The organism is Opitutus sp. ER46 (assembly GCF_003054705.1).
Classification (GTDB): Bacteria; Verrucomicrobiota; Verrucomicrobiia; order Opitutales; family Opitutaceae; genus ER46.
Genome location: NZ_QAYX01000021.1, coordinates 328090 through 350672 on the forward strand (window position 1 = coordinate 328090; position 22583 = coordinate 350672).

A 22583-nucleotide genomic window follows, 5' to 3' on the forward strand; every position below is an offset into this window, starting at 1 on the left:
ATGAGCTGCCAACCGATTGACCAGTACGCGACCCAGATCCCGCGCGAGAAGCGCGCGGCGGTGTACCAGGGGACGAAGGCGACGCACGAGAAGCGGACCAAGCTGCTCTTCGACCAGTTTGCCGACCCCAACCGCCTCCGCCGGCTCGCGGGCGAGATCAAGCAGCACACGATCGAGAACCTCGACACCTACCTCCCGCAGGTGGAGGCGAAGCTGAAGGCCAATGGCGTGAACGTGCACTGGGCCGGCAACGCCGAGTCGGCCTGCAAGGCCGTGCTGGATATCATGCAGGCCCGCGGCGCGACCAAGATCGTCAAGGCCAAGACCATGGTCAGCGAGGAGATCGAACTCGCGCCGTTCCTCGAAAAGCACGGGATGGAGGCGCTGGAGACCGACCTCGGCGAATTCATCGTCCAGATCGACCACGACCATCCGAGCCACATCGTCCGTCCGATCATCCACAAGAGCCGCGCCGAGATCGCACGCAGCTTCGAGCGCGAGGGCCTGGGCGCGTACAATGACGACCCGGAGACGATCACGCGGCGCGCGCGCCAGTTTCTGCGCCACAAGTACCTGAGCGCGGACGTCGGGATGACCGGCGGCAACTTCGTGTCGGCCGAGAGCGGCCGAATCGCGGTGGTGACGAACGAGGGCAACTCGCGCTTCTGCCTCGCCGCAACCAAGTGCCATATCGCGGTGATCGGCATCGAGAAGATCGTGCCGCGCGACCGGGACCTGGCGGTGTTCCTCAACCTGCTCGCGCGTTCCGCGACGGCGCAGGAGCTGACGACCTACACCGAGTTCATCCGCGGGCCGAAGAGCCCGGAGCAGCCGGATGGTCCCGAGGAGATGCACGTCATCTTCGTCGACAACGGCCGCTCCGAGGTGCTGGCGAGCGAGTGCCGGGAGATCCTGCGCTGCATCCGCTGCGGCGCGTGCCTCAATGTCTGCCCGATCTACCGGCAGGTCAGCGGCCATGCCTATCGCAGCGTTTATCCCGGCCCCGTGGGTGCGGTGCTCTCGCCGCTGCTGATGGGCGAGAAGTTTCCGCAGAAGGCCGACCTGCCGAAGGCATCGAGCCTTTGCGGCGCGTGCAACGAGGTCTGCCCGGTCAACATTCCGATCCCCGATCTGCTCCTGCGGCTGCGCAACCGCGCCAAGGAGGAGAACGTGCCGTCGGTTGGCACGCCGCCGATGGGCGGCTGGTCGATCCTGGCCTCGCAGCCGGCCGCCTGGCGCGCCGCGCTCGTGGGCGGCAAGATCATGGACTTCCTGCCGCTCCGGCACATCCCCGTCCCGCCGCTCAGCAAATGGGAGGCGAAGCGCGACCTGCCGCCGTGGCGCGGCGGCCAGTTCCGCAAATGGATGAAGCAGCGGCAGCGCCCCGGCGCCTGAGCCGTCGGCACACCCGCTGCTACCTGCCCCGTTTTCCTCCTCCCGGTCCTTTCAACGTCCCATGTCCAACACCCCCCAACACGAGCCGTTCATCGCGCCCGAGTCCAAGATGCTGGAGTTCACGGCGCGCGCCGTGATCACCGGCGCGATCCTCGGTCTCGTCTTCGGCGCCTCGTCGCTGTTCCTCGTCCTCAAGGTCGGTCTCACGGTGAGCGCCTCGATCCCCGTGGCGGTCATCTCGCTCGCGCTGTTCCGCGGGCTGTCGAAGTTCGGTGTGCGCGACTCCACGATCCTGGAGAACAACATCACGCAGACCGCGGGGTCGGCCGGCGAATCACTGGCCTTCGGCGTGGGCGCGACGATGCCGGCGATCATGATCCTCGGTTTCGAGCTCGAGCTCACCCGTGTGCTGCTGGTGGCGGTGCTCGGCGGCCTGCTGGGCATCCTGATGATGATCCCGCTGCGCCGCGCGCTGATCGTGAAGGAGCATGGCACGCTGAAGTACCCCGAGGGCACGGCGTGCGCCGCGGTGCTCAAGGCCGGCGCCAATCCAGAGGATCGCGCCGCCGCCGCGCCCGCCGCGCAGGCGGAGATGCGGGCGGCCGCCGCGAAGGGCCTCGGCTCCTCGCCGGGCGCCAAGGTCATCTTCACCGGTTTCGGCCTGGGCCTGCTCTACAAGACGCTCAACGTCGCGCTCAAGGGCTGGAAGGACATTCCTGAAAAGGTCTTCGGCGCGCCATTCAAGGGCGGCTCCGTCAGCGCCGAGATCTCGCCCGAGCTCGTGGGCGTCGGCTACATCATCGGCCCGCGCGTCGCGGCGATCATGTGCGCCGGTGGCGCGCTGTCGTACCTGGTGCTGATTCCGCTGATCAAGTTCTTCGGCGAGGGCCTTTCCGAGCCGCTCGCCCCGGGCACGATCCCGATCAGCGAGATGGCGCCCAACGCCGTCCGCCGCGCGTACATCCTCTATATCGGCGCGGGCGCCGTCACCGCCGGCGGCATCATCAGCCTCATCCGCGCGCTCCCGACGATTCTGCACAGCGTCAAGGCGGGCCTGCAGGACATCGGCATCGGCAAGGGCGGCGCGGGTGCTGCGACTGCGGGCGCGAAGCCCGGCTCGGGGGTTCCCCGCACCGATCGCGACCTGTCGCTCAAGTTCGTCGGCGCCGGCATCGTGCTGCTTCTCGCGCTCATCGTCCTGGCCCGCCCGCTGCACATGAACCTGCTCGGCGCGGTCCTGATCCTCTGCTTCGGCTTCCTCTTCGTGACGGTCTCCTCGCGTCTCACCGGTGAAATCGGTTCCTCCTCGAACCCGATCTCCGGCATGACGGTCGCGACGCTGCTGTTCGTCTGCCTGATCTTCCTCCTCGTTGGCTGGAACGGCGGCACCTACTACGTCACCGCGCTCTCCGTCGGCGCCATCGTCTGCATCGCCTCCTCCAACGGTGGCACGACTTCGCAGGACCTGAAAACGGGCTTCCTGCTCGGCGCGACGCCGAAGTACCAGCAGCTCGCGATCCTTGCCGGCGCGCTCTTCTCGGCCGTGCTTCTCGGGCCGGTGCTGCTGAAGCTCAACGACTCCGCCACGGTTTATGTGCCGATGGCCAAGGTGGCGCCCGCCGGCCTCACCGTCGCACCGGAGCAACTCGACCCCGAGCTGCGCGAGACGCTCCGCGGCCCGCAGGCCCGCGATGACGCCGGGACTTATCGCGTCTGGCACAAGACCGACACCAACGGCGCGCCCGCCGGCAAGTATCTGGTCAATGACCAGGGCCAGGCCGTGTGGCTCGTCGATCCGGGCATCAACGGCACGTACACCGACCGGCCCGACGGCTCGTCCGTCCGCAAGTTCGCGGCGCCGCAGGCCATGCTGATGTCGTACATCATCAAGGGTATTCTCGACCAGAAGCTGCCGTGGGCGCTCGTCGTCCTGGGCTTCATGATCGCGATCACGATGCAGATGTCGTTCGTGCCGGCGCTCGCGTTCGCCGTGGGCGTGTACCTGCCGATCGCCTCCTCGGCGCCGATCTTTGTCGGCGGCATGATCCGCTGGCTTGTGGACCGCAAGCTGCGGCAGCGGCCTTCCCATTCGACGCTCACCGAGGCGCAGTTCGCCGAGGAGAGCGACAAGAGCCCCGGCGTGCTGCTGGCCTCCGGCTACATCGCGGGCGGCGCCATCGCCGGCATCGTGATCGCGTTCCTTTCCGGCGCGCTCGACCGCGTCGACACCGCCCTGACCAACTGGTCGGCGAAGAACAATCCGTTCTTCGAGGGACCGTATGCGGATGTGCTCTCGCTGATCCCGTTCGTCCTGCTCTGCGGGTTCCTCTACCTGGTCGGCCGGGAGTTCCTGCTCTCGGGTCCGCGCCAGAAGGAGAGTAACACTGCTTGAACGTGAGGCTCGGGCGCGGCGCCCGGGCCTGCTCCCTTTCCCGAATCTCCCGTTATCCGGCACCATGTCCGACGATCGTGAATCCATCCTCTCCCGTGTGCGGGGCGCCCTGGCGCCGCTGCATGAGCGCGCGCCGCTGCCCGACTACGACTCCGAGCTGGCGGTGATGCGAAAGCTGATCGCGGGGCGCGATCTGGCGGAGCTCTTTGCCGAGCGCATCAAGCGCGTCAACGGCCTGGCCGTGACGAACGCGGCAGACCTCGTCGCCTACCTGCGCAAGGGCGGCTGGCTGCACGGCTACTGCGACCCGGTGCTGTGGCCCAAGCTGCAGCCGGCGTTCGGGCCGGACTTCACGGTGGAGACGACATTCGACCGCAAACGGGTCGACGACTACGCGTTCGGCATCACCCGCGCGGCGGGTGCGATTGCCGAGTCGGGCACGATTGTCTTGAACGACGCACTGACTTCCAGCCGCCTCGGGGCGCTCGCGCCCTGGGTGCACGTGGCGGTGATCGAGCGTGCGCTGATCCACCCCGACCTGCCCACGGCGGTCGCGGCGCTCGGGACCGATCCCAATGTGATCTGGGTGACCGGTCCGTCGCGTACCGCGGACGTCGAGGGCATCCTCATCGAGGGCGTCCACGGTCCCGGCCAGCAGGTCGCGCTGGTGGTGTAGCGCGCCTCTGACGGGTCTTTCTCTTACTCCTACTCATTCTCTTGCTCTCAGCTTTCTCGGCCGGCATCAGCCGGCCGAGAACGAGAACGAGAACCGGGCGGCGAGGGCCTGATCACGAACGCGGCGGCGGGAGGGGACGGAGTTCTTCGCCGGAGAGCTGGCCGTCCTTGTCGGCATCGAGGGCGGCGAGGCTGCTCGCGGCGTTGGCAATCTCAGCAGCGGAAAGCGCGCCGTCGCTATCGGCGTCCAGGGCGAGCATTAGCGGGTCGCCGCCGGGACCCCGGGGCGGAGCGGGAGGGGCACCGTTGGCGTCGGCGGGCGGCGGGGGCGCGTCGGCCGGCGGGGGCGGGAGGAGTTCGGCTGCGGAGACGTTGCCATCTGCATCCTGGTCGAGGGCGGCGAGCACCGTGGGTGCCTGGGCGAGTTCGGCGGCGGAGATGACGTGGTCGCGGTCGGTGTCGAGCGCGGCCACGAGGGGGGAGGGCGGCGGACCTTTTGGACCGCGGGGAGCGGAGGTGGCGTCGCTGGCGGCGACGGCGAACGGAGCGAGGCTGAGCAGCAGCCCGGCGACAATGCAACGAGGCGTGGTCATGGGAAAGGAACCGCGTGACCGTCGCGGTCGCCCGACATGGGCGGCGCGGAAACACGACGGTGGTGTGGATCCAGGGAGCCAGACGCGGCGAGTGTTAGGGGCTCGTCATGATTTGCCGGAGATTCGTTAAGCTCGAGTAAAGCACCGCAGCCGCGGTCCCGCGTGGGACCATGGCGGTGGGAGCGGTCGCTGGCGGGCGGCGACTCGACGCCAGAAGGCGAGAGCGGGAGGTTGGGCCAAGGCGGTGGGCCGGGGTGTGACCGCCGCCACGCGCCGGCCCGGCTCAGTTGAGTACGACGATCGCGGCGTTCAGGGCGGTCGCGTAGGCGACCCAGACGACGTACGGGGCCCAGAGCCAGCCGGAGAGCCGGTCGATGCGGGCGTGTCGGACCAGGATGACGACGAGCAGCAGCCAGAAGACGATGACCTCGATGAGCGCGATGGCAGGCTGGCGGAGGCCGAAGAAAAGCACGGACCAGCCGGCGTTGAGGACGAGTTGGGCGACGTACAGCCACAGGATGGGCTGCCGGGGCTTGGCCTTGCGCCAGGCAAGCCAGGCGGACACGGCCATCGCCATGTAAAGGAACGACCACACCGGACCAAAGAGCCAGTTGGGCGGCGTCCACCCCGGTTTCTGGAGCGTGGGATACCATTCGGCCACGCTGGCGTACGTGGCGGAGGAGCCGATCACGCCCGCGGCAACCGCGCCGAGGATGAAGAGCACCAATGTGGGGAAGCGTTCCGAGGACATGCGAAACGTTGCAACGTAGTGGCTGTTCGAAATCCGGCAACTGATGGAAGTTACGCAGCGTAGAAATACCCTTCGATCGCGGCTGGCGCCGCGATTGAAGACGGGGTGTTGGTGATCGAAGTCACTAATGGAAATTGGGATGCGCGCTTTTGGATGGCGACGAAATGGACGTCGTTGCGGACATTCGCGCGGCTTAGCTGGCGGCGGGAAGGCGGAGTTCGGCGCGGAAGCCGCGCGGCGAGCGATTGGTGAAACGTACCTGACCTCCACAGGCGGTCACGCTTGTGCGCACGATGGCGAGCCCGAGGCCGACGCCGCCGGTTTCGCGGGTGCGAGCGAACTCGGGGCGGTAGAAAGGTTCGCCCAGCCGCTCGAGGGCGGCGGCGGGCACGCCGGGGCCTTCGTCCTCCACGGCGATGACAACGGCATCGCGCTCGCGGAGCGCCGAGAGCACGACCGGGCTGAGGGCGTCACTGTAGCGAAGCGCGTTGCGGACCAGATTGCAGACGGCACGGAGGAGCAGCGGTTCGTCGGCGAGGACCTGCAGGGACGGGGAGAAACGGCGCTGCACGCGACCGGTGGCATCCTCCCGCGCGACCACGGCGGCGAAGAGGGACTCCACGGCGACCGGGGTAAGGGATGGGCCGCGGGGCTGCATGCCGGCGCGGGTGAAGGCCAGCAGCTCGTTGACGAGCGTGGCCATGTGCTGGACCTCCTCGCGGACGTCGCCGACCTGGACTTGCAGGTCTGGATCGGCGCGGGCAGCGAGAATTTCGGTGGCGACCTGCAGCCGGCCGATCGGGGAACCCAGTTCGTGGGCGACGTCGGCCAGGAAGCGCTTCTGGCCGTTGACGAGCGTGTCGAGCCGCGCGGCCATGGTGTTGACCGATTCGCCGAGCCGGCCGAGTTCGTCGCGGCGGTCGGCCGGGACGCGGGTGGAGAACCGGCCCTCGGCGATGTGCTCGGTTGCCGTCGTGAGAGCCTGGATATGGCGGGTGATGCTGCGGACCAGGGGAAGCCAGATGAGAACGGACCCCGCGAGGACGGAGCACGCGACGAGGATCCAGGAGGAAAGATCGAGGAGGAGCAGGACCCGCCAGAAGGAGCTGGCGTGGATAAGGAGCGTGGTCGGGCCGGTGCGGAAGTCGGCGCCTCCGAGCCGCACCTCGAGCCCGATCCACCAGCCCTGGTTGCCGCCGGCGCGGATGAGAAAGCGGTCGCCGGGGCCGCCCGGTGTGCCTTTCGTCGGGCTGCCCCGAAGTTCGCCCGGCGGGAGCGGAGGGGGGGCGTCGGGAGGCTGGGGTTGCTGGTCGAGGTCGGAGAAGCGCGGCTCCGGGCCGTCGAGCGCCTCGGGCGGCTCGAGCATGGGCCGTGGTCCCGGGCGGCGTTGTTCGAGCCGGCGTTGCACGACCGCGGGCAGTGCGAGCTTGGCGCCGGCGAGCCGGCCGCTGCGCGAGCGGGCGAGCAGGAAGTCGGCGTGATAGGCGGTGCTGAAGCGGGCGAGCACGGCGTCGCGCGCGGCGGGTGAGGCGGCGGAGACCTCGCCCGCGATGACGTCGCCGAGTGACTGCAGGCGATCCCCGGGCGTGCCGACCACGAAGGTGCTCCAGCCTCGGCCACCCTGGGTGAACAGGAACGCCGCGGCGCCGCCACCCAGCAGCGCCAGATTGAGCAGCAGCCAGAGGCCGACCTTAACCGAGAGAGGGAAGCGGACCTTCATGCATCCGTGAAACCAGGACGCAGCTTGGCGGATTGGCGGGCGAATTACCCCAACGTTTACGCGAGCTTAACAAAAAACGGGATGGAGGCGCGGGCGCGCGCTGCCGCCGGCCGCTTCAGGCGGGGCCGGTGAGCATGTAGCCGGCGGAGCGGACGGTCCGGATGAAGCGCGGCTCCTTGGCGTCGTCGCCGAGCTTCTTGCGTAGGGCGGAGATGTGGACGTCGATCGAGCGATCGAACACGTCGTAGTTGCGATCGCGGATCTCATCGAGCAGGGCCTCGCGTGATTTCACGCGACCGCGGGCGCGGGCGAGACAGGCGAGCAAGTCGAACTCCACGGGCGTGAGCGTGAGGGGGGCGGCGCCGAGCACCGCGGTGCGCGCTTCGATGTTCACCCGCAGCGGACCAACGACGATTTCGGCGGGGGGCGGCGGGGTGGCGGCGGTCCCGGCGGCCTGCGCGAGCTGGTTGCGGCGCAGCACGGCACGCAGCCGGGCGAGCAGCTCGCGGGTGGAAAAGGTCTTGGGTAGGTAGTCATCGGCGCCGACCTCGAGGCCGACGATGCGGTCGGTCTCATCGCCGCGCGCAGTGAGCATCAGGATCGGGACGGTGCTCTGCGCGCGGACGCGCTTGAGTACCTCAAAGCCGTCGAGGCCGGGGAGCATCACATCGAGGATGATCGCGTGCCAGGTGGCACCGGCCGCCGTGGCCTGCGCGACGCCGTCGGGTCCGGTATGCACCGCGGTGACATCGAACCCGAGCGGTTCCAGGTAAGCGCTGACGAGGCGGCAGAGCTTCCGGTCGTCATCGATCATCAGCAGCCGCGTGCGGCCGTCCGTCGTTTCGGGCATGGGAACCGGTTTGCGAGAAAAGCCGCCCGTCGGCAAGAAAGCGGAGCGCCAAGCCGGAAGGCAGAAGCCAGAGGCCAGAGGCCGGATGTCAGATGTCAGCAGTCAGAGGCCAGCAGCGAATCTTGCTGTGGCCACTAGCTTCGGGATTCGGGCCTCTGGCTTCCGTCCTCTGGCCTCCGGCTTACTCCTCGCCGTCGTAGTAGTCGGCTTCGGTGGGACGGAAGAACATGCGCGGGGCGCGGAAACCCCACTTTCTGGAGTCGGGGTAGTGCCAGTAGTCGGCAGGCGGATTGTCGGCGATGAGGTAGAACTCGAGCCGCTCGGTGGCCGAGGCATTGCGAATCTGGTGGGGCTCGCCGGGCGGGTGCAGGACGACGTCGCCCGGACCGAACGTATGGGCGGTTTCGCCGGCGCGCACCGTCGCCTGGCCGCGCACAATCCAGTACAGCTCCCATTGCGCGGCGTGGCTGTGAAACGGACAGCCGGTCATCCCGGGATCGAGCCGGCTGAATTCGACTTCGAACGGATGGCCCCCCAGCCCAATCGGCGTGTTGCGCTGCGCGCCGAGCGCGATCGAGAGCTCCTGGCTGGTGCCGAGGAAGCGGCGACGCGGCGAGTCCCAGCTCTCCCAGGGAATGTCGTTCGTGTGGCGCAGCCGGTCGGCCAGAGTGGCTCCCGGCGACGCAGACGCGGTCAGCAGCGGGCTGGCCGCAGTGCGGTCGTTCGGCGCTGCCGCGGAGGACCCGGTCGCCGGGGACAAGTGGGTCGACGCGAGCTTCTGCCCGGGTGCGCGCAGGTGCCAGGTGCCGGAGTCGAGATCGTGCACCGCGTCGAGCAGCGGCTGATCGGTGACGAGCATGACCTCGAGGTCGACGGAGCCGGAGTTGCGGAGCTGATGGGCCTCCCCGGGAGGGTGGACGAAGACATGGCCGGGACGGACGGCGTCGGTGCTCTCGCCCCGGCGGACCTCACCCGCACCGCTCAGGACGAGCACGAACTCCCATTGGGCGAGGTGAGCTTGGAACGGACTGAGCGCGGCGCCCGGTGGGACGCGGACGAGCTCCACAGCAAACGGATGGCCGCCACCCCATGTGCCGGTGTGCGGTCGGCCGCCGAGCGCGGCGGAGATTTCGCGGACGAGGGTGCGGTGGCGTCCGGCGTCTGAACGGCGCTCCTGCCATGGCAGAGCGGGGATGTGGGTGTGGTGCACGGTCGAGTGAAAGTGAGAGTGGGCGGGCAGGACTAAAGCGTAAGTGCGGGGCGAGTATGCTGGGCGCCGGGCTGTGGGGCACAGTGAACTCCGGGCGCGCGAGTCTGCCAGCTGCGGGGAGTATCCGGACATTCTCCCAAAAGTATCCGGACATTATTGCCGAGTATCTGGGCATTATCCCGCAAGCCACTGCAGAACGGTAGGATATAATTGCAGCCGTCCTGCCCTCCTGATCGTCAGTTTTCGTGTCGGCGAAAACTGGCTACTCCTGCCAGACGGCGACGCCGGCGATGGGGAGTTCGCGGGCGCCGAGCAGGAGCTTCGCGTTGGTGGGGACGGGCGCGGCCTGGGGCTGGGCGGTGAAGTTCGTGGCGATCCAGAGCCCGTCGCGCCAGTCGACGACGAAGCCCTCCGGGTAAGCGGCGGGCTTGGCGCCGGCGCGGGTGAGGACGTCGCGCACGAGTTCCACCTCGAGTTCGCCGTTCAGGGAGTCGACGCCGATGTAGGTGACGCTGCCGCGGCCGAGCGGGCGCGTGATGGCGGCGAGGCCGTTGGCGTAGTACTGGTCGAGATATGTCGCGAGCGGGGTGACGCCGGCGTTGGCGCGCGGCGCGAGCACCTCGCCCCAGGTCTGCCAGGGGTGGGCGCCGCCGGGACCGCGAACCTGGCCGACGTTCGGGGCGGGCAGGGTGTCGTAGAACGAGATGTCGGCGCCGATCAGGTCGAGGATCGGCGCGGCCCACGGGCCTTCCCAGAGCTGGCCGCGGCGGTCCTTCTGGCCGGTGCGGCAGGTGAGGATGAGGTGGCCGCCCTGTTCCACGTAGCTGCGCCAGCGGGCGACGAGCTTCGCGTCGAGGAGCTGGTAGGCGGGGGCGACAACAAACGGGTAGGCGGAGATGTCGCGGTCGCCGGTGAGGATGTCGACGGGCGCGCCGGCGCGTTTGAGCGCGGCGTAGTACTTCATCAGGTGGCCGTACGTGTCCCACGCCTTGTGCTGCTTGTGGTTATCGATGTCCCAGCGGTTCTCGTAGTCGTACAGCAGCGCGGTGCGCCGGGCGGCGTACGCGGCGGGGAGCGGGGCGCCGGGCTGGGCGACGCGGCGGAGCGCGACGATGTCCTGCATGGTCTGGGCGTATTGCAGGCCGCCGGTGGACGGGGTGACGCCGTCGGTGCCCACGAGGCCGTAGTGGTAGAGTTCGGCGCCGTAGAGCGGCTGGCGGTAGCGATAGGCGCAGGCGAACTTGGAGCCGCTGGCGAAGATGCGCATGAGCCAGAGGCGGACGGCGCCCGGGTAAGGCTGCGGGTTGACGTCGCCCCAGTTCACCTGGCCGGGCTGGAGCTCCATGATGCCGGCCTGGCCGTTGATGCTGCGCATGAAGTCGCCGGCGAAGGACATCACGTACGGGTCGCCGAGCCGGAACCCGAGCGGGCCGCGGTTGGCGTTGCCGTGGGCAGGGTAGTGCGTCCACGAGACGACGTCGAAGTCTGCGCCGTTGAGCACGGGGTTCACGGCGCTGAAGTTGTGGATGTGGTTCGTGGTGATCCACTGCCGGTGGCCGCAATACTGGCGGAGGATGTTGGTCTGGAAGCGCAGGTAGTCGGCGGTCTCCTCGGCGAACCAGCGCTGGGCGTCGAGCATCTGGTGCGGGTTGAACTGGGCGACGTACTCCTTTTCGTTCGGCAGCCGGATCTGGCCGAAGTGCTGGTACATCTGGGACCAGAACGCGTTGCCCCAGTCGCGGTTGAGGGCGTCGATCGTGCCGTACTTGGTTTTCAACCACGCCTGGAACTTGCGCTGGGAGGACGCGCTGAAGTCCGGCTCCTTGCCGTAGTGGGTGAGCTCGTTGTCGAGTTGCCAGCCCCAGACGCGCGGGTCGTGGCCGTAGCGGCGGCCGAGCTCGTGGACGATCTTGGCCACGTAGCCGCGGTAGACGTCGGAGCTCCACGTGGCGTGCTGGCGCGTGCCGTGGATCATGGTGCGGCCGTTGGCGTCGACCATGAGAACCTCGGGGTGCTTTTCAGTGAGCCAGGCCGGGGGCGTCGGCGTGGGCGTGCAGAGGATGACCTTGAGCCCCTGGTCGGCGGACAGCTGGATGACGCGGTCGAGCCAGGCGAAGTCGAACTTCCCCTCGGTGGGCTCCATGAAGGCCCAGGCGAACTCGCCGACGTGGATGAACTCGAGCCCGAGCTCGCGGATATGGGCGATGTCGCGGGCCCACTGGTCGGCCGGCCAGGCCTCGGGGTAGTAGTACACGCCGATGTTCATCAGATCGGCGGCGGGAAACAGGAAGCGGGTGGGCTCGCTGGCCGCGGGTTTCGCGGGAGTCGTGGCGGCGGCAGCCGGCTGGGCGGTCGCGGGGGTGGCGGCGCGGGCGACGAAGGGGAGGGCGGCGAGCGTGCTGAGCGCGAGGGCGAGGCGAAGGCGTTTGGGGTGCATGGCGAAAGGGGAAAACGGTTCGTTCCCGGCCTCACCACCGCGACGGCGGGAGGAACGGGAACGAAGAGGATGACGAACCACGGGGCGGAAAGGATTACCCTGCCGCCCCGGCAGGAGGACTAGACGTCGAGGATCGCGATGTCGTGCGCGGCGAGGTCGACGCGTTTCTGCGTGCGGCCGTCGGCGAGCGTGACGGTGGTCTGCTGCGGCTCGCCGGCGTTGTTGATGACGACGAGCTTTTTCTCGGCGGCGAACCAGGCGCACTCGGTGCGGACGTTGGTCGTGTTCCAGACCGGCCACGCCGCTTCCTGCGCCGCGGCCCAGAAGAGGGCGCGGTGGAGGAGCCGGGTGTTTTCGGCGGTGAACTTGAAGCCCGACAGGTACACGGCGCGGCCGCGGCCGAACGCATGCGTCGTCAGACGCGGCGTGCCCTCGCGCTCGGCGAGGACCGTCGTCGTGCCGTCGAGGACGTACGTGCCCTCGACGTCGCGACCGAGGTCCGGGGCGCTCGTGAGGTCGGCGGTGATGAAGTGGTCGGCGATGCCGGCGACGCGGCCCGCGGGGGCGGCGTACTTGTATTTGCCGTTGGCGATGCGCTCACCGCGGTCGCGGTCGACACCGAGGACGGGCGCCAGCCGGAAGAACTGGCCCGCCGTGGCGAATGCGGACGGCTCGCCGATGCCGACGACGGCGCCGCCCTTGCCGGCCCAGTTGGTCAGGCAGGCGACGACCTCGGGATCGTTCCAGTAGTGGCCGCCGCTCCAGGCGCTGCCGTCGCGGCCGCAATTGATGATGACCTTCACGCCGCGCGGCACGCCGCTCTCCTTGAGGTCGTCGAAGCTGATGAAGGACACGTCGACCGGCAGGCCGGCGAGGGCCTCGATGACGTGGTAGAGCTCAACGCTGGCCGTGAAGTGGCCGGAGCAGGTCCAGGCGCGCAGGTCGCCCCACGCGGTCAGCACGGCGACCTTGAACGGCGCGGTGTAGGGCTTGCCGGCGGCGTGGAAGGACTTCAGCAGGCGGAACTCGCGGGCGAGCTGCTCGATGTAGTCCTGAAAGTCCGGGAACGGCTCGACGAGCGAGAGGTAGCCGCCGAGGCCGATGCGATCGATCGGCGCGCGCAGGATGCCGCGGCGGGCGTCGATCCAGAAGTTCTTCGCATCGAGTGTCGGGTTGCCGCCGGCCTTGAAGGTCGGCTCGCCCTTGAGCCCCGTCGGGAACAGGTACGGGTGCAGCCGGAGCTCGTGGGTCTTCACGCCCTGGGCGTGGGCGCAGAGGCGGACCTCGAACGCGTTGAACACACACTTGATCAGGCCGTCGAAGCCGAACTCGGCGAACCGCGCGCTGTTGGGCTCCACGCCGATCCAGTGGTCATCGTAGAACACGTAGGCCTTCTTGCCGGCGGCGTGGACGCGGTCGATGCACTGGCGGCCGAAGGCGATGACGAAGTCGTGGATGAACGCCATGTAGTCGCGGTAGCGGCGCGACGGGGCGTTGTGGGTGGAGTTGTAGAGCCCGCCGTTGACGAAGTCCTCGGAGGTGAGCGCGTAGCCGTAGACCTTCTTGAATTCGGTGAGGGCGCGCGGGCTGACGGTCATCGCGTAGTCACCCCAATCCGAATACACGTCGCGCAACGTGGCCTGGTTGGCGCCCCAGAACCAGGAGAAGTTGTAGAACATCGACGTGAAGCGGACCACGCGGGTGTCCGGATGGTCGGCGAGCCAGCCGTCGAGGAACTTGAGGATCACCCGCTGGGTTTCCGGATGCATCGGATCCACGGCCGCGAGGTGTTCGCGGTCGCCCCAATTGTTGGTGATGTGGTTGTACATCGAGATCTCCTCCCAGATGCGGAAGGCGAGGAAGTTCACGGTGTAGCTGTGGCCGGGAATTGTGTCGCGGACGGTGACCGTGCCCTTGCGGACATTGAAGTCCCACGCGCGCTTGGCGACCTCGGTGCCGGTGGTGCGGTCGAACACCTGCCACCACTTCTTCGGGTCGTCTTCGACGTTGAGCACGAATTGCTCGGTGAAGTAGCCGGCGAGCGGGGTGATCGTGACGGTCTTCTTCTCCGCCACGACCGGGTAGCTCATCAGGAAGTTCTGCTGGAGCTTGTTCCGGTTGACGCGCGCCCAGGGCTGCACGGAGCGGACCAGGCAGACGGTCGAGTAGATGTCGTAGCCGGACTGGACGATCTCGGGCGACAGCTGGGTGCCGTCGGAATCGCGGATCGTGTCGGCGCCCCACTTCTTGGCGAGGCGCAGCGTGAGTTGCTCGTAACCGGCTTCACCGGGCAGCGTGAAATCGCCGGAATTGAGAGAGGAAGGTTGCATGGGAGGATGCGACGCCGGAGCTGACGACGATCAGCCCGCAGGCGCAACAGCATCGTCGGCGGGGCCGCCGCGCCGGGAAAACCCTCCGGGGGGATGACAGTCAGGCTTTTTCGGGGCGAGCGGGGCTCGCCCCGAAAAAGCCTATGGTCAGTTGCTGGCGGTTTTGACCGGCTGGGGGGCGTGCGTCGGGGTGATCTTCGCGGCTTCGATCTCGCCCTGGCGGGCGTAGTCGATGGCTTCGGCGAGGATGCGGGCGGCCTCCTGCGAGGCATGGAAGCCCATGGAGTTCTCGGCGTAGACGAAGTCGAGGCGCCATTGGGCCTTGCGCTGCAGTTCGCGGGCGGCCTTGAGCTGCTCGGCGGAGGCGCCGGACTTCTCGGCGTTGATCAGCGCGTCGATCAGGCCGACGACGGCCACCTGGCCGCGGTCGAGCAGCAGGCGGTTGCGGTCCTGGATGGTTTCGATGCGGGCCTTGAGCTCGGTCTCGGGCACGCGGTGGCAGGTCTGGCAGGCGGCGGCGAGGTTGAGCATCGGCGAGCTGACGTGGTGGTTGCTCACCTTGATCGCGCCTTCGCGCTGGTACGGCATGTGGCAGTCGGCGCAGGCGACGCCGGCGCGCGCGTGCACGCCCTGGCTCCACATTTCGAACTCGGGGTGCTGCGCCTTGAGGACGCCGGCGCCGGTCTCCTTGTGCGTCCAGTCCTTGTAGTTCTGGGCGTCGTAATACGCCTCGATGTTCTCCACGCGCAGGCCCTTGTCCCACGGGTTGGTCACGAGCTTCTTGTCGCCCTTGAAGTAGTACTCGTTGTGGCACTGGGCGCAGACCATGGAGCGCATCTCCTGGCGGGAAGCTTCGGTGTTGGGGTTGTATTCGCCCTGGCGGCCCTCGCGGCGCCAGCGCTCGATGCTGGGCAGGTGCGGGGTGGCGTAGTCGGAGCGGGCGAGCGCGCGGATGCCGTTGAGGAAGGCGGGCCGGGAAACGCGCAGGTTCATCGTGTCGGCCTCATGGCAGTCGATGCAGGAGACGGGATGCTCGACCAGTTTGGTGACCTCGGCGTACGGCTGCGGACAGATGACCTCGAAACCCTTCTGGATCTGCTCCTCGCGGTGCTCCTTGCCGGCGGGCGCGCCAGCCTTGAGGCCGGCTTCGATGTAGGCGGGGATGACGGAGGCGTGGCACTGGAGGCAGGCGCCGGGTTGCTTGAACTGCTTCACGCGTTCGGTCTCGCGCTGGTCAACCAGCATGTAGGCGTGGCCGCGTTCCTCGCGGTAATCCACGGCGAAGGCGTAGCCGTTGAAGATGCGCTTCCAGGCCGGGTCACGCTCGAGGTGGGAGAACGCCTCGCTGCCGCCGTACTTGGTGTAGATCTTGTCCACCGTCCGCTTGTAGCTGTCGTACTGGCGCGGGTAATTCTTTCCCCAGAGAACGGGGTCCGTCGTGCTGTCGTCGACGTTGACGACGCGGAATACGTGCTGCGTCGCCTCGGCCTGACGGTTCACGATGTTCTGGTAGAGCAGCAGCACCAGAAACGTGGCCAGCGCGACACCGGCGATCACGGCGACGTAGACCCAGAGGGCGACGCCACGACGGGAGGAGAAAGGCGAGTTCATGAGGGAAAGAAGTCGGACGGGCGGAGTGAAGGAGGGCGGAGGTGGCGGGCGTTCAGATGGTCGGGCCGTGGCCGACGTCCCGGTGACAGTGGATGCAGTCGAGCATCTCGCGGCTCTTGCCGGGGTGGGTGTTGATTCCGGATACGATCTGCTGGTGGCAGGACACGCAGTTGCGCTGCAGCACGGTGGAGTTCTTGGGGCGGATCTGGATCGGCTCGTGAAAATCCTGGAGCGTGAACCCCTTCGAGTGCCAGTAGCCGTTCTCCGCCTTCGTGAGGTACTTCCCGAGCAGATCGTGCGGGGTGTGGCAGTCGTTGCAGGTGGCGACCGCATGATGCGGCGACTTCAGCCAGCCGTCGTATTGCTCCCGCATGATGTGGCAGTTCACGCAGGCCTTCGGATCGTTCGAAAAATACGAGAGGCCGCGGGCGTAGTAGAACGTGTACGAACCCGCGCCGGCGAATAGCCCAACCGTGCTCGCCAACGCGAGCAGCAGCAGGATCTTGGTACGTGTCCGAGGTGGGGTCACGGGCATGCGGCTCAGCGTCAGTTCGGAGGTGGGATGGTCAAAGCAGAACCGCCGCTGTTCCCGGGAAACTGGCCGGGCGCATGATCTGGATCAAGCCTGCGCGCGCGGGCAAAGACGGAAAGCTGAAGCCGTCCCGGGGAAAGGCTGAAAGCTGAAGGCGGAAGGCTGAAGTCGAACTCGATTTCCGGCTTCCGGCTTCTGGCCTCTGGCATCCGGGCATCTGGCCTCTGGCGTCCGGCCTCTGGCTTCTGGCCTCGGGCTTCCGGCTTCCGACCTCTGGTTGTCAGCGACTGATGCGGAGGCGGGTGGGGCGGGCGGGAGGAATGACGACACCCGGGACGGTGATATGCCCCGTGGGGTCGACGCGGATACGCGTCGGAGCTGCGCTGTCCTGGATGACCGTAAGCTCGTCACCGGGACGCGGGCGGAAATGCTGGACGCGGCGCAGGGTCACGTCGGTCCGCACGGGTTCGGCGCTCACGGAGGGCTCCGCTTGGAGGGTGATCTCGTAATGGTCGGGCTCGTCCACGATTCCAGACCAGTCGAGCCCGCGGTTCATCCAGCCCACGATGTCGCCCGAGGTGGGCGCACCGTCGCCGGGGTCGCGATTGGTCGAGGTGTGCGAGAACGCGGGGAAGCTCTCGTTCAGCCGGAAACGCCGCAGCCGCTTCTTCCAGCCCTTGATGTCGTCCGGCGCGTCGCGGGCGACCGTTCCGTGCGTGCCATCATTCCAATGGGCGGCGAAGCCTTGCCGGGATTCGTCGAGGGTCCGGTAGAAGCCGGGGTTGTTCGCCCACGGAATCGACGTGTCCTGCCGGCCATTCAGGATGAACAGGAACGGTAGGTCGGCGGACGCGCCGGTGACATACCGGCCGGTGTCCATCCGTTCGAGAAGACGGGCGCCATCGTCTGTCAACAGGTCCGACGCGATGGGGCCGCCCACGAGTGGCTCGAGCCGGTGGGCGGTGAAGCCGGCGGCGGCTGAGCTGGCGTAACGATACGCCACAATCGGCACATTGGCGTGGCACGCCGCGAACAACTCGGGATGCCGATAGGCGAAGGTGAGTGTGCCACACCCGCCCATCGAACTGCCGTTGCAGTACCAGCGGTTGCGGTCAGTGCGGTAGTGGCGCTGCACCCAGTCGAGAAGCCAGAGCAGCCGACGCTCGGTGTAGGCGGTCGGGACGCCCTGCGCCGTGGTCGAGCGGTCGTAAATCTGCGAACTCGTGCCATACCAGAACGTCCAAATCGCCGGAACGCCGCTGTCGCCCGCCTCCGTGAAGGGGCGGTTGATCCAGTTGCGGTCGGTGGGCCGCACCACAACCTCGTCCTCCGCGATGCGCACGCTGAAACGGAAGGGCAGTCCCTCCCGCCAACCCATGCTGGCGTCGCCAAACATCAGATACTCGCTGCCAGCGACCACGCCGCCCTTCGCGTGCAGTTCCATGCGGAGCGGCAGTCCCTCGCCCGCTCCCGGCGCGGGCGCCGGCGCATCGGGTTGCCAGATGGGTTCGATCGCCCGGTGCGAGACGGCGACACCCGCCGCCGTGGCGTTGCGGCCGAGGCGCACGCTCCGGTCCTCGGTGCCGTCTGGGCCGGTGGTGGTCACCGCGAAGAACCGTGCCTCGGCGGCGGCGCTTGGCGTGTGGACGAACAAGCCGCCGCCGGGAGCGAGCCGGTCCGAGTGCGCGACGAGGCGAAAGCCGGGGGCGGCCGCGGGCTTGGCGTCCCGGGCAAACGCGGCCGGGTTCTCCCACCAGTCGGTCGCGCTGTGCGCCTCAATGTGGTGGCCGATGCGCGTGGCCGCCGCGACATCGCGGATCGGCGCCGCCGCGACGTACACGTTGAAGGTCGTGCCGGGCGGGGTGTCCGATTCCGCCCAAGTGAGGAAGACCTGGCCCTGGCGAGGCGCGGCGTGGAGCTGGCTTGCGGCTGGTTGCGCGCGGAGCGCGGCGGCCGGGAGGAGGCACGTGAGCAGAAGGGCGAGGTAACGGAGCAGCGGGTGCATGGGGCGCGAGCGTGGCGGCGAAGCGGCCCGGTCGCTCAAGTACGGTGACGTGCGACGCGCTGGGACCGAGTGCAACCAGGGTAGATGATGCCCTCCGATGCTCGGCGCTGCCATTGGCCGATCGGTCAGCGGCGACCGGCCCCCGCGGGCCTCGCGGTGGCCGACTCAAGCTTTGGCGGGAGCGGGCTCCAGGGTGACCGGATTGGTGAGGGCGCCGATCTTCTCGATCTCGATCGTGATGCTGTCGCCGGCTTTCAACCACACCGGCGGGCGGCGCGCGAAGCCGACGCCATGCGGCGTGCCGGTGAGGATTACCGTGCCGGGGAGGAGGGTCTTGGAGCCGCTGAGAAACTCGATGATCGCCGGCACGTCGAAGATCATGTCGTTCGTGTTCCAGTCCTGCATGACCTGGCCATTCAGGATGGTCTTCAGCTGGAGCGCATTCGGGTTCGGGATCTCGTCCTTGGTGACGAGCACCGGCCCGAGCGGACAGAAGGTGTCGAAGCTCTTGCCCTGGCACCACTGGCCGGCGCCGGCGTCGCGCTGCCAGTCGCGGGCGGAGACGTCGTTGGCGCAGGTGTAGCCAAGGACGTAATCGAGGGCGTTGGCGCGCGTCGCGTTCTTGCAGCGCCGTCCGATCACGACCGCCAGTTCGCATTCGTAGTCCACGCGGTGGCTGGCGAGGTGCTGGGGAATCTCGATCGGCTCGCCGGGGTGCTGGAGGGCGGCCGTGTTCTTGATGAACAGGACGGGGTACTGCGGCAGCGGGCTTTTGCTCTCGGCGGCGTGCTGCTTGTAGTTGAGCCCGATGCACAGGAGGTTCGTCGGCACGACGGGCGCGAGCGACTTGCCCGGCGTGACGACGCGGTTCGTTACCTGGAAGTCGCCGAAGATGTCCCCGACAACTTCGAGCGCGCGGCCATCAGGCTGCAACGCGGCGTAGGCGGGTCCGGAAGCGGTGAGGTGACGGAGCAGGCGCATCGGGAAGAAAAGGCTGAAAAGCTGAAGGACTGAAGGGCTGAAAAGGAGAAGGCTGAAGGGACGAAGGCTGAAAGCTGAAGGGAGCGGGAGCAGGCTGGGGGAACGAAGGGCTAAACTTGGCCGTCTTTTAGCCTTCGGTCTTTCAGCGGTTTCTTCCTCAGCTTTCAGCCTTCAGCATTCAGCCTTGCTCGTTCATGCCGACGCAGGAACAGACGAGGTTGCGGTCGCCGTACACGTTGTCGACGCGGCCGACGGTCGGCCAGAACTTGCTGGCGCGGGTAAAGCGGTCGGGGAACGCGGCGGTCTCGCGCGAATACGGGTGCGGCCACTCGTTGCCGCAGACGACCTTGGCGGTGTGAGGCGCGTGCTTGAGCGGGTTGTTGGCCTTGTCGGCCTCGCCGCTGGCCACGGCCTGCATCTCAGCGTGGATCGAGATCAGCGCGTCGCAGAACCGGTCGAGCTCGGCCTTCGATTCGCTCTCGGTGGGCTCGACCATGAGCGTGCCGGGGACGGGGAACGACATCGTCGGCGCATGATAGCCATAGTCCATCAGCCGCTTGGCGATATCCTCCACCTCGACGCCGTGCTTTTTCCAACTGCGGAAATCGATGATGCACTCGTGGGCCACCAGGCCCGAGGCGCCGCGGTAGAGGACCGGGAAGTAGGGCTCGAGCCGCTTGGCGACGTAGTTGGCGTTGAGGATGGCGACCTTCGTCGCGTCGGTGAGGCCGATGCCGCCCATCATCCGCATGTACATCCACGGGATGACGAGGATGGAGGCGCTGCCCAGCGGGGCGGCCGAGACCGCGCCCGCGGCGGGCTTGCCGGCGGCATGCGCGAACACGTGGCCCGGCAGGAAGGGAATGAGATGGCGCGCCACGCCGATCGGACCGACGCCCGGTCCGCCGCCGCCATGCGGAATGGCGAAGGTCTTGTGGAGGTTGAGGTGGCAGACGTCGGCGCCGATGTGGCCGGGGGAGGTGAGTCCGACCTGCGCGTTCATGTTGGCGCCGTCCATGTAAACCTGGCCGCCGTGCTCATGCACGATGGCGCAGATCTCCTTGATGCCGGCCTCGAACACGCCGTGCGTGCTCGGGTAGGTGACCATCAGCGCGGCGAGCTCGCGGGCGTGCTGGGCGGCCTTGGCGCGCAGGTCGGCGAGGTCGATGTTACCGTCGGCGTCGCACGCGACCGGCACGACCTTGAAGCCGCCCATCGCGGCGCTGGCGGGGTTCGTGCCGTGCGCGCTGGTCGGGATGAGGCAGAGGTTGCGATGACCCTCGCCGCGGGACTCGTGGTAGCCGCGGATGGCGAGAAGGCCGGCGTACTCACCCTGCGAGCCGGCGTTGGGCTGGAGCGAAACCGCGGCGAACCCGGTGCATTCGCAGAGCCAGGTCTCGAGATCGCGGACCACCTTGTGGTAGCCGCGCGCCTGCTCGGCGGGGGCGAACGGGTGGAGCTTGGCGAACTCCGGCCAGGACACCGGGAGCATCTCGCTGGTGGCGTTCAGCTTCATGGTGCACGAGCCGAGCGAGATCATCGAGTGGACGAGCGACAGGTCCTTCGCCTCGAGCCGGCGGATGTAGCGGAGCATCTCATGCTCCGTGTGGTACCGGTTGAAGGTGGGGTGGGTGAGAAACGCGCTGGTGCGGGCGAACGGGGCGGCGAAGTCGGCCTGGCTCTCCTGCAGCCCGGCGAGCTGGGCCTCGAACTCCGCGGCGGATTCGCGGAAACAGCCGAGCAGCGTGCGCACTTCGTCGAGCGTGGTCGTTTCGTCGAGCGTGATGCCGACGGTGTGGGCGTCGACGTGGCGGAGGTTGATCTTGCGCGCGGCGGCGGCGGCGTGGACGCGCTGCGCCGAGACGTTCGTCACCATCACGGTGTCGAACACGGGCTCGGCGTTGACCTTGGCACCCGCAGTGCGGAGGCCGGCGGCCAGCAACTCGGTGAGGAGCTTCACGCGGCGGGCGATCCGCTTCAGGCCTTCCGGACCGTGGTAAACGGCGTACATCGACGCCAGGACGGCGAGGAGCACCTGGGCCGTGCAGATGTTGGACGTGGCCTTGTCGCGGCGGATGTGCTGCTCGCGCGTGCCGAGCGCGAGGCGCAGCGCCGGATCGCCCTGGGCATCCTTGGACACGCCGACGAGCCGGCCTGGCATCTGGCGCTTGAAGGCGTCCTTGGTGGCGAGAAAGCCCGCGTGCGGTCCGCCGAAGCCCATGGGCACGCCGAACCGTTGCGAGGAGCCCACGGCGACGTCCGCCCCGAACTCGCCCGGCGGGCGCAGGAGCGTGAGGGCGAGCAGGTCGGTGGCGACGATGGTGTACGCCCCCGCGGCGTGGGCGGCGGCGAAGAAGGCGCTGAAATCGTGGATCGACCCGGCGGTGTCCGGATATTGCACCAGCACGCCGAAGCAATCCGCGCCAACCTGATACGTGGCGGCGTCGCCGACGACGACCTGGATGCCGAGCGGCTTGGCGCGGGTCTTGACGATGTCGATTGTTTGGGGGTGGCAGCGGTCGGAGACGAAGAACGTGCGGTGGCCGGCGAGGTCGCCCTCCTTCAGCCGGGCGCACATCATCATCGCTTCCGCCGCGGCGGTGCCTTCGTCGAGCATCGAGGCGTTGGCGATCTCGAGGCCGGTGAGGTCGGTCACCATCGTTTGGAAATTCAGCAGCGCCTCGAGCCGGCCCTGCGAGATTTCCGCCTGGTACGGGGTGTACGCGGTGTACCAGCCCGGGTTCTCGAAGATGTTCCGCTGCACGACCGGAGGCGTGTGCGTGTCCGTGTACCCGAGCCCGATGAAGCTGCGGAAGACCTTGTTCTCGCCCGCGAGGTCGCGCAATTCGCCGAGGGCGGAGCTTTCACTGGCGGCCTCGGGCAGGTTCAGGGCGCCGCGCCGGATGGAGGCCGGCACCGCCGCGTCGACCAGCCCGTCGAGCGACGTTTGGCCGAGAATTTGCAGCATGGCCTGGGTGTCGGCGCTGCTGTCACCCAGGTGGCGACGGGCAAAAGTGTCGTTGGGGGCAAGGAGGGCGCGCGCGGAAGACATGATTGGGCGCACGCTAGGACGGGCTTGCGGACTCGCAATCGTGATTTCG

The 22583-nt window shown here is 68.1% G+C and carries 15 protein-coding genes; 3 read left to right on the forward strand and 12 right to left on the reverse strand.

The window, feature by feature from the left end; genetic code table 11:
• From DB354_RS09750 to DB354_RS09760, 3 genes are all read left to right on the forward strand, one after another.
• Positions 1-1395: a LutB/LldF family L-lactate oxidation iron-sulfur protein gene (locus DB354_RS09750; protein WP_107835397.1), complete on the forward strand. Its 1395-nt coding sequence runs from the start codon at positions 1-3 to the stop codon at positions 1393-1395.
• 61 nt (positions 1396-1456) lie between these two features.
• Complete coding sequence (locus DB354_RS09755) at positions 1457-3787, forward strand: oligopeptide transporter, OPT family (RefSeq protein ID WP_107835398.1); 2331 nt, start codon at positions 1457-1459, stop codon at positions 3785-3787.
• 64 nt (positions 3788-3851) lie between these two features.
• Positions 3852-4463: an LUD domain-containing protein gene (locus DB354_RS09760; RefSeq protein ID WP_107835400.1), complete on the forward strand. Its 612-nt coding sequence runs from the start codon at positions 3852-3854 to the stop codon at positions 4461-4463.
• Between the two features lie 112 nt (positions 4464-4575).
• Here DB354_RS09760 and DB354_RS09765 read toward each other — a convergent pair whose 3' ends face one another.
• The 12 genes from DB354_RS09765 to gcvP all read right to left on the reverse strand — a co-directional run bounded on the left by DB354_RS09765 (position 4576) and on the right by gcvP (position 22534).
• Complete coding sequence (locus tag DB354_RS09765) at positions 4576-5055, reverse strand: hypothetical protein (RefSeq protein ID WP_107835401.1); 480 nt, start codon at positions 5053-5055, stop codon at positions 4576-4578.
• A gap of 283 nt (positions 5056-5338) precedes the next feature.
• Positions 5339-5806 carry a TspO/MBR family protein gene (locus DB354_RS09770; protein WP_107835403.1) on the reverse strand — a complete coding sequence of 156 codons (468 nt, stop codon included), beginning with the start codon at positions 5804-5806 and terminating at the stop codon, positions 5339-5341.
• A gap of 193 nt (positions 5807-5999) precedes the next feature.
• Positions 6000-7526 (reverse strand): HAMP domain-containing sensor histidine kinase, encoded by a 1527-nt coding sequence (locus tag DB354_RS09775; protein ID WP_107835405.1) that lies wholly within the window; start codon positions 7524-7526, stop codon positions 6000-6002.
• Positions 7527-7641: 115 nt separating this feature from the next.
• A complete protein-coding gene (locus tag DB354_RS09780) occupies positions 7642-8376 on the reverse strand; it encodes a response regulator transcription factor (RefSeq protein ID WP_107835407.1) in 735 nt (244 codons plus the stop codon).
• Positions 8377-8557: 181 nt separating this feature from the next.
• Positions 8558-9586, reverse strand: coding sequence for a cupin domain-containing protein (locus DB354_RS09785; protein WP_158277463.1), 1029 nt, complete (start codon positions 9584-9586; stop codon positions 8558-8560).
• Positions 9587-9848: 262 nt separating this feature from the next.
• Positions 9849-12023, reverse strand: a complete 2175-nt coding sequence (locus DB354_RS09790) for a beta-galactosidase (protein WP_107835411.1) — start codon at positions 12021-12023, stop codon at positions 9849-9851.
• 119 nt (positions 12024-12142) lie between these two features.
• A complete protein-coding gene (gene gnpA / locus DB354_RS09795) occupies positions 12143-14353 on the reverse strand; it encodes a 1,3-beta-galactosyl-N-acetylhexosamine phosphorylase (protein ID WP_107835413.1) in 2211 nt (736 codons plus the stop codon).
• A 147-nt stretch (positions 14354-14500) separates the two neighbouring features.
• Positions 14501-15964, reverse strand: a complete 1464-nt coding sequence (locus DB354_RS09800) for an ammonia-forming cytochrome c nitrite reductase subunit c552 (protein ID WP_107835415.1) — start codon at positions 15962-15964, stop codon at positions 14501-14503.
• A 52-nt stretch (positions 15965-16016) separates the two neighbouring features.
• A complete protein-coding gene (nrfH, locus tag DB354_RS09805; protein ID WP_233256600.1) occupies positions 16017-16499 on the reverse strand; it encodes a cytochrome c nitrite reductase small subunit in 483 nt (160 codons plus the stop codon).
• Between the two features lie 277 nt (positions 16500-16776).
• Positions 16777-18501: an alpha/beta hydrolase-fold protein gene (locus tag DB354_RS09810; RefSeq protein WP_158277464.1), complete on the reverse strand. Its 1725-nt coding sequence runs from the start codon at positions 18499-18501 to the stop codon at positions 16777-16779.
• A 165-nt stretch (positions 18502-18666) separates the two neighbouring features.
• Complete coding sequence (locus tag DB354_RS09815) at positions 18667-19482, reverse strand: fumarylacetoacetate hydrolase family protein (RefSeq protein WP_107835419.1); 816 nt, start codon at positions 19480-19482, stop codon at positions 18667-18669.
• Positions 19483-19660: 178 nt separating this feature from the next.
• A complete protein-coding gene (gcvP, locus tag DB354_RS09820) occupies positions 19661-22534 on the reverse strand; it encodes an aminomethyl-transferring glycine dehydrogenase (RefSeq protein WP_107835420.1) in 2874 nt (957 codons plus the stop codon).
• Positions 22535-22583 lie beyond the last annotated feature (49 nt).